General features: G+C 71.8%; 10 protein-coding genes. 5 read left to right on the top strand and 5 right to left on the bottom strand.

Annotated features, from left to right (window positions below; genetic code table 11):
- Positions 1 to 27: 27 nt before the first annotated feature.
- Positions 28 to 1,122 (bottom strand): 3,5-dihydroxyphenylacetyl-CoA synthase DpgA, encoded by a 1,095-nt coding sequence (gene dpgA, locus ACIPAE_RS13045; protein WP_402444916.1) that lies wholly within the window; start codon positions 1,120 to 1,122, stop codon positions 28 to 30.
- 543 nt (positions 1,123 to 1,665) lie between these two features.
- Between dpgA and ACIPAE_RS13040 the strand changes: the two genes are divergently transcribed.
- The 4 genes from ACIPAE_RS13040 to ACIPAE_RS13025 all read left to right on the top strand — a co-directional run bounded on the left by ACIPAE_RS13040 (position 1,666) and on the right by ACIPAE_RS13025 (position 5,863).
- The gene (locus ACIPAE_RS13040) at positions 1,666 to 2,388 is read left to right on the top strand and encodes an HAD family hydrolase (protein WP_402444915.1); all 723 of its coding nucleotides are present in this window, start codon (positions 1,666 to 1,668) and stop codon (positions 2,386 to 2,388) included.
- A 357-nt stretch (positions 2,389 to 2,745) separates the two neighbouring features.
- Positions 2,746 to 3,342, top strand: coding sequence for a TIGR00730 family Rossman fold protein (locus ACIPAE_RS13035; protein WP_366410780.1), 597 nt, complete (start codon positions 2,746 to 2,748; stop codon positions 3,340 to 3,342).
- Between the two features lie 26 nt (positions 3,343 to 3,368).
- Complete coding sequence (locus ACIPAE_RS13030) at positions 3,369 to 4,610, top strand: glycosyltransferase (RefSeq protein WP_402444914.1); 1,242 nt, start codon at positions 3,369 to 3,371, stop codon at positions 4,608 to 4,610.
- A gap of 71 nt (positions 4,611 to 4,681) precedes the next feature.
- Positions 4,682 to 5,863, top strand: coding sequence for an MFS transporter (locus tag ACIPAE_RS13025; RefSeq protein WP_402444912.1), 1,182 nt, complete (start codon positions 4,682 to 4,684; stop codon positions 5,861 to 5,863).
- Positions 5,864 to 5,937: 74 nt separating this feature from the next.
- On the opposite strand, the gene ACIPAE_RS13020 is transcribed toward ACIPAE_RS13025, so the two are convergent.
- The 4 genes from ACIPAE_RS13020 to ACIPAE_RS13005 form a co-directional block, all read right to left on the bottom strand.
- Positions 5,938 to 7,938 carry a HEAT repeat domain-containing protein gene (locus ACIPAE_RS13020; protein WP_402444910.1) on the bottom strand — a complete coding sequence of 667 codons (2,001 nt, stop codon included), beginning with the start codon at positions 7,936 to 7,938 and terminating at the stop codon, positions 5,938 to 5,940.
- Entirely contained in the window at positions 7,939 to 8,595 is a 657-nt protein-coding gene (locus ACIPAE_RS13015; protein WP_402444908.1) for a DUF7019 family protein, read from the bottom strand. It abuts the gene before it with no gap.
- A gap of 773 nt (positions 8,596 to 9,368) precedes the next feature.
- Entirely contained in the window at positions 9,369 to 9,842 is a 474-nt protein-coding gene (gene aroQ, locus ACIPAE_RS13010; protein WP_329363067.1) for a type II 3-dehydroquinate dehydratase, read from the bottom strand.
- Between the two features lie 120 nt (positions 9,843 to 9,962).
- Entirely contained in the window at positions 9,963 to 11,192 is a 1,230-nt protein-coding gene (locus ACIPAE_RS13005) for an MFS transporter (RefSeq protein ID WP_329363065.1), read from the bottom strand.
- Positions 11,193 to 11,489: 297 nt separating this feature from the next.
- Here ACIPAE_RS13005 and ACIPAE_RS13000 point away from each other — a divergent pair, with 297 nt between their 5' ends.
- The gene (locus tag ACIPAE_RS13000; protein WP_329363063.1) at positions 11,490 to 12,305 is read left to right on the top strand and encodes a glucose 1-dehydrogenase; all 816 of its coding nucleotides are present in this window, start codon (positions 11,490 to 11,492) and stop codon (positions 12,303 to 12,305) included.
- Positions 12,306 to 12,339 lie beyond the last annotated feature (34 nt).

Genomic DNA, 12,339 nt, shown 5'->3' with positions numbered 1-12,339 from the left:
CCGTCCCTTCCAGGAGCCGGTAGGCGCTCACCAGCGCAGCAACGCCGTCTCGATCGCCGCACCCGGGCCCATGGTCATCAGCACTCCGTGGTCCCCGGGCCGTGGGGTGCCCTCGTCGAGCAGACGCTGGTAGGAGAAGAGGAAGGACCCGCTGGACAGGTTGCCGTGCTCCCTGAGCACCCCTGTGGTGTGGCGGAGTTCGTGCCGGGTCAGGCCGAGGTTGACCCGCAGCGAGTCGATGACCTTCTTGCCCCCGGAGTGCACCACCCAGTGCGCGATGTCGGCCCGCCGGAGCCGGTGGGCGGAGAGCAACCGGTCCACCGTCTCCTCGACGTGGGCTCCCACCACGTAGGGCACGTCGGGAGCGAGCAGGAAACTCAGCTTCCCGTGGCGGTCGTCCCAGGTGAAACGCATGGCGTCGGCCGTGCCGGGGATGGTGCTGCTGGCGTAGTCCAGGACGGCCGGCGAGTTCCCGGCACCGGGACCCGCGACCACCGCGACGGCCGCCGCACCGTCTCCGAACAGGCTGTTCACCACGGCGTTGGGCATGCCGCCGTCGATGACGTATGCCGCCGAGCACACCTCGATGCACACCATCAGCGCCAGCTCCCCGGGGTGGCCGCTGGCCCAACCGGTCACGGCGGAAAGGGCGTTGAGGCCGGCGTTGCAGCCCATTCCGACCACGTCGATGCGGGAGCACCGGTCGGACAGCCCGAGTTCCCCGATCAGCAGGGCGCTGAAGCCGGGCGTGAGGAGCCCGGTCGAGGTGACGGCGCACACGTAGCGGACATCCGACAGTTGGGCGCCCGCCTGCTTCAGGCACGCGCGCATCGCGTCGGCGCCGATGTCGAGCCCGGTCGACAGGTGCCGGTCCCGCAGTTCGCCCTGGGTTTCGGCGGGAGGGGGACAGCCGGGCTCGGCCGGGGGCAGGTCGAGGTAGCGCCGGTCGATGGCACTGTTGGTGAAGACCGACCTGATGCGCGGATCGGTGATCCGGAACAGGTCGAGCAGTTCCCGCTGGGTGTACGAGACCGGTGGCAGCGCCGTGCCGACCGCGGTGATGTGCGGCAGTGCCGGGGTGCGCGTCCCGGTGTCCTCGCGAGCGGCTGGCCCGGTGGTCATCGGGAGCGGCCCTGGGCCCGGCGTCCGCCGCCGGGCCCGGGGCCGGCGGGCCGGACGGAGCAGGCGGCCCATATGTTCTCGGCAGAGTAATTCTCCTGCATGAAGGCTCCTCTTCGAAAGCAGAACCGTTCGCGGTGAGGGTGCCGTGAAACAAAAGGATCGAACTGTCGAGGCGGCCGGTGAAGGGGAAATGCCTGCCGCGTCAGCGAGTGTTCAATGCCCTTCCCGCCGATGTCAAGCACCTGCCGATCGGCCCACTTCTGGCCCCTTGGGCCGGACTCCGGACCAAGTACGATGAATTTGGCGGGTGTTGACTTCGCACCATGCCGGCTCTACGGTCATACCGCCGCCTCAAGGCCCATGGGGGAGGGCTGCGTTCGCCACCGGGCGAATTCCTCCGACCGGAAATCCCGGGCGGCCGATTCACCGACGGGCGGGGCGTGTTCTCCCCTTGGGAGGTCCTGGCCCGACACCCCACCGCGCACCCACGGGACGCCCGCGCGCCCGGCACCTGCCCGGCGGAAGGGCCGGAAGGGACGACACGTGCCGATCCGGGGCGTGCTCTTCGACGTCGACGACACGCTGTTCGACTACTCGTCCTCGGAAGAAGTCGGCGTGCTCTCCCACCTGCGGGCCGAGGGACTGCTCGAACGGTTTCCCGACCCTGCCACCGCCGTCGCGCTCTGGCGGACCATCATGGAGCAGCAGTACGCCCGCTTCGTCAAGGGCGAACTCACCTTCCCCGGGCAGCAGCGCGAACGTGCCCGGGAATTCCTGCTCCGCATCGGACGGGCCACGCGCGCCGAGCTGTCGGACCGGATGGTCGCCGCCTGGTTCGCCGGATACGAGGCCCATCGCAACGCCGCCTGGGCCGGGTTCGCCGACGCCGAGCCCGCGCTGAGAAGGCTCGCCCCCGCCTACCGCCTCGGGATCGTCTCCAACTCCTCCGCCGACCACCAGCGTCGCAAGCTCGAAGCCATCGGCCTTCTGCCCTACTTCGGCACCGTGCTGGTCTGCTCCGACCAGCACGGCGCGGCCAAACCCGCGCGCAGCATCTTCCTCGCCGGCTGTGCCTCGCTGGGCCTGCGACCGCACGAAGTGGCCTACGTCGGCGACAAGTACGAGATCGACGCGGTGGGTGCCCGTGACGCGGGACTGCACGCGTACTGGCTCGACCGGGCGAACTCCGGTGCGGGCATGGACGTCGGCGGGAGTATCCGCGTCATCCGCTCCCTCGACGAACTTCCGGTCGCCCTCGCGGGCTGAACTCCGCGCGACGTCGCCCGCCCGCCGACCCGTTTCCGCCGGATTCCGCATCCGGCACAGCGGCCGGGCGCGCCGGCCCGCACCGTTCCCTCGCGCGGGCGCCGGACGGATTCCGGCCAGGTGCGGGTGATGATCAGCCGGGTGCGGAAGGGGTGTTGACGCCAGATTGTTTCTTGATCTACCGTCACTGGGTCCACGAAGGATTCCCACACCGCCCTGTCGGCTCCCCGCATTCCTTTATGCGCGCCTCTCCCGCGAGGAATACCAATTCCGTTCCCGAGCCGGGAACGAGAATGGGGAGAACGAGCGGAATCGACGACACGCGGTCCGTATGAACGCCCTTTGTGAGGTGGCCCCATGGACTCACCGGCTGTCGCCGTGTTCTGCGGTTCGTCGCTCGGCAGCAGACCCTCGTACGCCGCCGCGGCCCGGCAGGTCGCGGCGTACTGCGCCGAGGCGAAGGCCGACCTCGTGTTCGGTGGATCGGCCGTCGGGTTGATGGGGGTGATGTGCGACGAGGCCGCCGCTCTCGGGGTGCGGACGATCGGCATCACCCCGCAGCACCTGGCGGACATCGAACCGCCGTCGGCGAGCGTCGGCGAACTCGTACTCGTCGAGGACATGCACGAGCGCAAACGCCGGATGATGGAACGCTCCGACGCGGTGCTGGTGCTGCCCGGCGGCGTGGGGAGCCTGGACGAGGCGTTCGAGGCGATCACCTGGCGGCAGATCGGGCTGCACGAGAAGCCGATCGTGTTCGCCGACATCGACGGGTACTGGGGCCCGTTGCGCGCACTGGTCGACCACATGCAGGCCGAAGGGTTCGTCTCCGCCCAGGTGCGCGCGAACTTCACGCTCAGCGCGTCGCTGGACGACGCGTTCCGGGTGATCGGGGCGGCGCTTCGCAGTCGAGGGGCATGGACCGACGGCCCGAACCCGAACGACAGGCCCTAGTCCGCGCCGAGAGGAAGGCACACGAAATGCCGGTTCTCTACTCGTACCTGAACCTGAGCAACGGTTCGAATCTCCTGGCGGACAGCGGGTTCGTGTTCCAGGAGTCGCTGCTGCGCGGCCTGCGGGACCTCGGATGGGAGACGGTCCTGATCGGGCCGCCCGGCGTGCGAGCGGTCACCTCGTCGCGTGCCGTCGAAGTGGAGATGCCCGATTCGAAGTACGCCGTCCGGTACAGCTTTCCGTGGTCCCATCTGGAGGACGCGCTCGCCTCGTGCGGTTCCGCGCCGGACGCACTGCTCGTGAACCAGCCGGAGTTGGCGGTCCCGCTGTCCGCTCTGATCGCCGAGCAGTCGGGCCGCAAGGTTCCCACCGGGGTCTACTACCACTACCTGCCCATCGAGTCGGTCGACGCCTCCGGCGACGTTCACTTCGACCCCAGCCTGAACGCCAACGGCCTCGCCGGCAGCATCTGGGCGCGCCAGGTCGAGGCGGCGCACTTCGCCGACCTGCTGATGATCGGCAGCGAGTGGGGGAGGCGGCTGTTCCTGTCGGCGGCCCCCGGCTCGGAGGCGCTGGCGGACAAGCTCGCCGTGGTGCCCCCGCCGACGACCGTACGCGGTACGGACGTTGAGGTGGTGCCCGCGACGACCGTACGCGGTACGGACCCGCGGGCCGGCACCGGTGACTCGCCGCCGATCCCCACCTTCCTCTACAACCACCGGCTCTACGCCCACTACGGCACCACGGAACTCTTCGACTGGTTCGAGGAGCTGGCCGAGATCTCGCCGACCCCGTTCCGCGTGGTGGTCACCAACCCGACCGGGCGACGGTCGGCACGCCGGCGGAAGCTGGACAGCAGCGTGGACGCCGTGCTGGCGCGGATCTCGCAACTGCCCTTCGTGAGCACGGTGGACGCGCCGACCCGGTCCGCCTACGAGGCGGTCATCGCGCGCACCGACATAGGTGTCGCGCCGCTGCGCGCCGGTGCGCTGTGGAGCATGGCCGTGGTCGACGTCATGGCGTCCGGGCGCCCGGTGCTCGGCGTCCGGCGCGGCGCCATCCCCGAAATCATCGGTGACGACGCCCTGTTGTTCGCCGACCGGGCTCAATTCCTCGACCGGGCAATGAAGTTGATCGCGGACCCGGCGTACGCCGTACGCAAGGGTGCCGCGGCCGAACGACGATCGCGCCGGTGGGCCCCGGAGCAGATCGCGGAGCGGGTGTCGGACCTGTTCACCCGGGTCGACCGACCGCTGGCGGTCAGGTGAGGGGATCGGCGGCGTCGACCCGCACCGCCGGCCGCAGGGACGCCCCGGCGGCGCGCCCTTCCCGTCATCTGGTGCGGGCCCGTGTCGCCGTCTCGCTGGTGTTCGCGTACTTCGGTGTCGTCGTGGGCACGTGGACCAGCAGGCTGCCGACCCTCAAGAACCGGCTCGGGCTGACCGACACCCAACTCGGCACCGCACTGGTCTGTTTCGCCGCCGGGTCGGTGCTGGGAATGCTGCTGCTGGCCCGGGTGATCGACGCCCTGGGACCGGCACGGGCGCTGGGCACCCTCGCGTTGACCCAGGCGATCGCCCTCGTGCTGGCCGCCATGGCCCCGAACCTGCCGGTGCTCTGCTGCGTCCTCGCCTTCTTCGGCGCCGTCCAGGGCACCTTGAACGTGACGATGAACTCCGCCGCGGTGGATGTCCAACGGGCCTACCACCGGCGGATGATGTCGTCCTTCCATGCCCTGTTCAGCGTCGGCGGGCTGGCAGGGGCGGCGAGCGGGGGCCTGGCCGCGGGTGCGGGGATCTCCATCCGGCACCATTTCCTGGCGGTGCTCTGCGTGGCGGCCGTGCCCGCGGTGCTGGCGCACGCGTGGCGGCTGCCCGGGGGCACCGGCACCGCGGAGGTGGACGTGGACGCTGACATCGACGGGGACGCGGACGTCCGGTCGGCTCGTGCGCACGTCACAGCGAGGGGCACGAGCCTGCGGCTCGCGACCGTCCTGCTGGGGCTCTTCGCCATGTTCGCCATGGTCGCCGAGGGCGCCGTCGGCGACTGGAGCAGCGTCTACCTGCACGAGAACCTCGGTGCCGGCGTCGCGTTCGCGAGCTCCGCCTTCGTGGTGTTCTCGATCGCGATGTTCATCTCGCGAGTGGCGGGCGACCGCGTGGTCACCTCCCTGGGCACCCGGCGGTTCCTCCAGTACAGCGCGGCCCTCGGGGCGGTCAGCCTCGGTGCCGGGGTGCTGTCGACCGCGCCATGGCTCGCGGTGGCCGGCTTCGCGGGACTCGGCCTGGGCCTGGCCGGGCTCACCCCGCAGATCTACACGATCGCCGGCGACGTGGCCCACGGCAGCGCCGGTCGTGCGCTCTCGCTCATCGTCGGCATGGGCTACATCGGTTTCCTGGTCGGCCCGGCGCTCATCGGTTTCGTCAGCGGCGCGACCAGCCTCCGCGTCGCCCTGCTCCTGCCGTCCCTCCTCATACTGATCATCCCGGCGCTGGTGCCCGCACTGCGCCTCTCGGACTGACACGCCAACCGGGGCGGGAAGCGGCGGAAGTATCCGGCGGCTCCGGAAAGGGGCGCAATCCCCACGGCGGGGGTCTAGAGGGTGGAGCCCCGGAGGCGGCGGGTTGCGAGGGTGGTGAGGCTCTTACGGGCCTCGTCCCAATAGTGCTGGGCGGTGAAGAAGCTCTGGCTCTCGAAGTAGGCGATCACCGATTCGACGGCCAAGTCGTCATCGATGCGCGCCAGTGCCCCCACCACGTCGACATGCCTGGGCATCCGGGCGGGCCCGTTGCCGTCGAGAAACCGGAGCAGGGGCCCCAGCCGCTCCGGTTCCGGCCGGTCGGCGAGCGCGTCGACCGCTGCGGCGCGGGCCGCGGCTTCGAACGGTCCGGTCGCCACACGTCCGAGCGCGGTGACGGCCTCGGCTCCCGCGCAGCGGCTGAGCGCCTGGACCAGTTCCCGCTGTGCGGGCGCCCGTTGTCCGGGTGCGCGTTCGACCAGGGCGGTCAGCTCCCGCAAGGCGGGGGTGCCGATACGGCCCAGCGCGCTGAGCGCCGCGCACGCGATGTCGGCGTCGGGGTCGCCCGCGAGGTGGCCGAGCAGTCGGACGGCCTCGTCGGTGGGGAATCCGCCCAGCGCTTCGGCGGCCCGCAGCCGTACCGCTTCGGAGGGGGCGCGGGCCGCCGCGGACACCGCGGTCAGCGATTCCGGTACCCCGATCCTGCCCAGTGCCCGTACGGCGCGGGCCTGGAGACCGGGGGCTTCCGCCGGGTCGGTGAGTATCGCGCCGAGGGGTTCGGCTGCGGGCCGGTGGCCGAGCAGGCCCAGGGCGTCGGTGGCGGCGGCGCGCAGCGGGCGCGGTCCCGCCCGGTCCAGGGCGGCCAGCAGGAGTGGCGCGGCGGCCGTGCTTCGGGCAAGTCCGAGAGCCACAGCCGCTCCTCGCCGCCGTACGGGGTCGCCGCTGCCGGCGAGCAGTTCCAGCAGCCGCTGTTCGGGCGGGGCCGGGAGGCGGGCGAGTACGTCGGCGGCAGAGTCGGCGATCCGGTCGTGGCCCAGGGCATCCAGGAGGGCGGCGGTCGCGGCCTGCCCGCCGAGCGAGCCCAGGGCCTCGGCCGCGGCCTGCCGCAGCGGGCGGGGCTCCTCGCGGGCGAGCAGCAGCCTGCTCAACAGCGGGCCGACTTCCGCGGCGTCGAAGAGGTCCGGCTTCTCGCTGATGACGGCGCACGCCATCATGCACGCGGTCTCGGACGGCAGCGACTCGGGCACCGCACGGTCGTGGGCGCTGTGCGGGTGGCGCAGGCGGCTCACGAGCGTCTGCCGGCCGTCTTCCGTGCGGGAATGCAGTACCGCGGCGAGCCAGACCGTCTCGCGGTCGGGGTCCTGGGTGAGGCGCCACAGCAAGGCGCTGATCCCGAGATTGTTGCGGGTCGTGGCCCACGGCACGTCGGGGAGGTCGACAAGCGCTTGGAGCGCCGCCCGGCGGAGTTCGCGCGTGGAGCCGGTGGAGGAGGCGAGGTAGAGCATGGCCGGCCCGGTGCGTGCGTCGCGGAACGAGCCGAGCGCCCGTACGGCCTGGACGGGGTAGCCGGGCAGCATGTTCCACAGGAGGGCCAGCAGGGGTACGACGGCCTCAGGGTCGCGCAGTTCGTGCACGAGGTCGATGTCCGCGCTGTCCGGAGCCCCGGCCAGCCGGGCCAGGAGCAGGTCGGTGCCCTCGGGCGCTCCGATGGCGAGCAGGGTTCGTATGACCGCCGTCTCCAGCTGGTAGGTGAGGTAGTCCGGGATCATGGTGCCCGGGTCCAGCAGCGGCAGCAGCAGCGGGACGGCGCGGTGCTCGCGCAGCCGGCCGAGCCCGCGTACGGCCTCCAGCAGCGGCCAGAGCTGTTCGTCGTCGTAGCTTTCGACGCGGCAGCGTCTGCCGTGCCGGCGCACGCACATCAAGAGGGCGTTCGCCGCGTCCAGGCCGCCCATGTCGGAGAGCAGGGCGGCGGCTTGGGCAGCCGGTGTGGCCTCCCGGCCCAGCGCGATCCGGGCGAGGCCGTCGACATCGCCGACGAGACGTAGCCTGGCCGGGCTGCTCGGGGGAGCGCCGCGCACTCAGGCTTCCTGGGTCTCGTCGGACATGGCCACGTAGAGCGGGGTCGCGACGACCACGTCCCGCTCGCGGCCGTCAGGACCGGTGGCCCTGCCGCGCAGCAGCTGCCGGGCCAGGAACTCGCACCAGGTGGCGGGTCCGGTCGCGTGCTGGGCGAAGGCGATGACGTCGCGCAGCGTCCCGTCGGAGTCGAGGGCTTCGGTGTCCGGCGTTTCGCGGCCGGCCCGGGATTCCTCAAGCAGTGCGTGCAGCGCGGGGAGCCAGGAGTGGCCCACCCGTCCCAGTTCGGCGGGCGGCTCCTCGCCGCCCACGAGGTGGTGCGAGGAGCCGATCAGCGCGACCACGATGTCCTCGTCCACGCAGGTCATGAGGACCGGGCTGCCCGGCATGCCGGTCACCGCGGTCCGCAGTCCCGACTCGCCGCGGAACCATCGGGCGGGCTCGGTCATCCAGCCGATGTCGTACTCGCGGTCCAGGTGCGTCTCGACCACGCTGAGGCGGTCGTAGAGCGTGGGTTCCTCGCGCGGCTGCCGCACCGAGACGCTGAGCACTTTCAGGTCGGCGCGGGCCTCGGTGACCAGCTGAGGAAGCAGCTTCCGCGGGATCTGTCCGAAGAGCATGTCGACCTTGGCACGGGACACGTAGAGGTAGTAGCGCATCTCGGTCCTGCCCCTTCGTCAGCCGTCAAATGGACTATATACAGGGCGGGTTGGGTGCATCCTGCGAATGCTGACGCTGCTCGACCGCCGTCGTCGCCCCGGGCGCCGCGGCCGTGGCCCGGCGCCGCGGAGGTGGTACTCGACGAGGCCGGCCCGGTCGACGGTGGAGGGTGCAGCGCCGGCCCGGTCGACGGTGGAGGGTGCGGCGCGGGGCCGGTCGACGGTGGAGGTGCGGCGCGGGGCCGCGTCGACGGTCGGGCCGACAGACCGCGAACCCGAGCGGGACGGATCGGCCGCTCGGCTCCGCGGTCCCGGCCGGTCGCGTCCGCCTGACGACCCAGCGGCCACCCCACGGTCCGCAGCGGAGCGGGCGTCGGCCGTCCCGGCGCGGGCGGCCGACGCCGGCCGGGACGACGTGTCGGCGTCGGCGGCTGCGGCGAAGCGGCTGGTGGCGGCGGGGGAGGAGGGTGAGGTCCGGATGCCGCGGCCGGTCTGCCGTCGCCTCCTCACCCACCTGACGGGCCGTTCCCCGGCGACCTCGGATTCCCCGGCGCCCGCGGCGGACACCGCCGCTTCCGCCCCGGGCCGTCACCGCAACCACCGCGAACCGCGGGCCCCACCGCCCGGGGTGGTGGATGGGTTGGGGCTTGGGGCCCTTCGCACGTCGTGCCCGTCCCGTCGGGTGCCGGCGCGGCCGGCGCGGGAGGAGGGGCGGCCCTCCTGCCAGCGCTGTGCCGGGTGCCGCGCACCGGTGAACCTTGCCGGTCGCGGCACTACCGGACGGCGGGGTCCTGCTTCTGTGCGATGCGGTGCAGCACCGCGCGCAGCGCCAGCTCGTAACCGAACGCGCCGCAGCCGCAGATGACCCCCTGCGCGGCCGGTGAGGTGACGCTGGTCTGCCGGAACGCCTCCCGGGCGAGGATGTTGGAGATGTGCACCTCGACCACCGGGGTGCTGATCACGTCCACGACATCGCGCAGCGCGTAGCTGTAGTGCGACAGGGGACCGGGATTCAGGACCACGCCGTCGTAGGCCGTACGGCTGTCCTGGAGAAGGGTGACGATCTCCCCTTCCGAGTTGCGCTGGTCGCAGGTGACCGAGACACCCAACTCCTCTCCGAGGGCGGTGACTTGGTGCTCGATCTCCTTGAGTGTCGTCCGCCCGTAGAGGGACGGGTCGCGCTCGGCGAGGAGGTTGAGGTTGGGGCCGTTCAGCACCAGGATGCGGAGACCAGAGGGATCACTCACAGGAGTTCCTTTCCGACGTCACGTTGCTCGACGAGGCCGAAACTTGACGGATACCGATGGTGCGGGGGAGTTGGAGGAGTCGGGGGAGTCGGGGGAGTCGGGGGAGTCAGGGGAGGGCGGTCAGGCGCCCGCGCGGGCCGGCTGCTCGGGGCCGGTACGGACCAGGGGGAGGGCCACCGCGGCGAGGAGCGCGGTCGCTCCGGCGGCCACGAAGGAGGCGGACGGCGAGGAGTTGTAGATCGGCAGCCAGCACAGCGGGGCGATGGCCGATCCGCTGTAGCGGAAGGCCGAGACCGCCGAGAGGGAGCCGCTGCGGTTACCGGGGACCGCCCGGACGGTGAGGTTCTGGAGCGCCACGGTGACCATGGACGCGCTCACGCCGGCCCCCAGCCAGGCGAGCGCCAGGGTGACGCCGGAGCCGGTGATGCCGCACAGCGTGACGAAGACCGCGCTGACCACGGCCGCGACGGTCCCGCAGAGCTTGGCGCCGTAGCGGTCGGTGAGCGAGCCCCACGAGGCGCCGAGGAGCAGGCCGGCGAGGCCGAAGCCGAGGACGACCACACCGGTGACGCCCGAGCCCAGGCCCAAGTGCTCCTCGGCGTAGACCGAGACCAGGAACGGCAGCGCCGAGGCGCCCATGTAGGAGGCGAAGGCCGCGGCCGACAGCCAGGCCATCCGCCGGCTGATCAGCGGTCGCCACGGCGGCGCCGACGCGCCGGGCCGGGGCTCGCCGGGGGGCGGGAAGAGGGCGAGTACGGCCGCGGCGACGGCGACGACGACGAAGCCCAGCCGCCAGGACGAGCCGGCCGCCAGGCCGCCGACCAGCGGCGCGAAGGACTGGCCGGCGGCGAGGCAGCTGGCGTAGATCCCGACCGAACGGCTCAGCCGCTCCTTCGGGACGATGTCCGCCAGCCCCGCCAGCAGCAGCGGGGAGGTGAAGGCGTTCGCCACGCCCAGCACCGCCCGCATGACCAGCAGGACGGAGAGGTTCGGTGCCAGGGCGCAGGCCACCGACCCCACCGCGTAGACCAGGTACGCGGTGCGTACGGTCCGCTTGCGGCCCCAGCGCTCGCCCAGTGTCCCTGAGACCAGTTGGGCGGCGGCGAAGGCGACGAAGTAGGTGGTGAGCGAGGTGGCCACCTCGCTCGTCGACGCGTGCAGCGAGAGGCCGATCTGCAACATCATCGGCGAGACGACGCCGCCGCCGAGCGGACCGAGGACGCCGCCGGCGTAGGCCATGGTCACGCGGAGCCGGTCGCCGCCCGGCGTGCTTGAGGGGATCTCTGCGGGCTCCGCCGTCCGGGGTGGCCTGGTGCCCGTGTACCCGCCCGCGATCGACTCGTCTGCCATCGGACAGTTCCTTCAGGTCGAGGGTCTCCACTGCGAATAATGAGACTAGCACCTCACCCAATGGACAGTCCTGAAAGCTGATCAGCTGACGGCGTTCCTTGACTTCGCGTCATGTTGCCACGAGATCAGGCCATTTGACGCGCCGAGGGGAGGCACTTCGCCCGCCTTTGTCACGGCGGCGCCCGGATTTCTTCTCTTGCCGTGCAAGAATCGATTCCCGTACGGTGGACAGCACTCCGCCGCTGGCGTCGGGGGGCAGGTCCCCGGGCACGACCGCAGGCTCTGATGGGAGTAGTTGTGGCACCCTCCACCTCGATCGTCGAATCACCCTCGGAAGACCAGGCGTTGAGCGACGCGTTCGGGCTCAGCGGCAAGGTGGTGCTCGTCACCGGCGCGAGCAGCGGCATCGGACGCGCGGCCGCGGTCGCGTTCTCGCGGGCCGGGGCGCACGTCGTCGTCGCGGGCCGCCGCGCCGACCAGTTGGAGGAGACCCGCCTCCTGCTGCCGCACCCGGACGACGCCCTCGCCGTCCGCACCGACGTCGCGCGGGAGGACGAGGTCGCCGATCTGGTCGAGCAGACCGTCGGCCGCTTCGGCGGCCTCGACGCGGCGTTCAACAACGCCGGCACCTTCGGCCGGTTCGGTCCGCTGCACGAGGACGACGAGGAGAACTTCGACCTCGTCGTCGGCACCAATCTGCACGGCCTGTGGAGCTGCATGAAGCACCAGGTGGCCCGGATGCTGGCGTCGGGCGGCGGCTCCATCGTCAACTGCGCCTCGGTGGCAGGGCACCTGGGCCACGCCAAGAGCCCGCTGTACTCGGCGACCAAGCACGCGGTGATCGGCCTGAGCAAGTCCGCCGCGCTGCAATACGCCGCTTCCGGGGTCCGGGTCAACGTGGTGAGCCCGGGGTCCACCGACACCGAACTCCTGCGCTCCCTCTACGCGGACGCCGGCGCGCTCGCCACCCGCAGCAGCCGGGCCCCCCTCAAGCGGCTCGGAGCGCCCGAAGAGGTGGCCAACGCCGCCCTCTGGCTGGCCAGTCCGCTGAGCAGCTACGTCACCGGCCAGACCGTACTGGTCGACGGCGGCGTCACCGCCGGCCACTCCTGATCTTCCACCACCACAGTCCACGCCCTTGCACAAG

Origin of the sequence: Streptomyces sp. NPDC087270 (genome assembly GCF_044744625.1) — a bacterium.
Classification (GTDB): domain Bacteria; phylum Actinomycetota; class Actinomycetes; order Streptomycetales; family Streptomycetaceae; genus Actinacidiphila.
Note: the sequence above shows the minus strand (reverse complement) of the source record. Positions and strands in the feature narration are given on the sequence as shown.

Excerpts from the sequence above, each read along its gene's own strand:
- dpgA (WP_402444916.1), bottom strand. The coding sequence starts at position 1,122 with ATGACCACCGGGCCAGCCGCTCGCGAGGACACCGGGACGCGCACCCCG.
- ACIPAE_RS13035 (WP_366410780.1), top strand. The coding sequence starts at position 2,746 with ATGGACTCACCGGCTGTCGCCGTGTTCTGCGGTTCGTCGCTCGGCAGC.
- ACIPAE_RS13030 (WP_402444914.1), top strand. The coding sequence starts at position 3,369 with ATGCCGGTTCTCTACTCGTACCTGAACCTGAGCAACGGTTCGAATCTC.
- ACIPAE_RS13015 (WP_402444908.1), bottom strand. The coding sequence starts at position 8,595 with ATGCGCTACTACCTCTACGTGTCCCGTGCCAAGGTCGACATGCTCTTC.
- ACIPAE_RS13005 (WP_329363065.1), bottom strand. The coding sequence starts at position 11,192 with ATGGCAGACGAGTCGATCGCGGGCGGGTACACGGGCACCAGGCCACCC.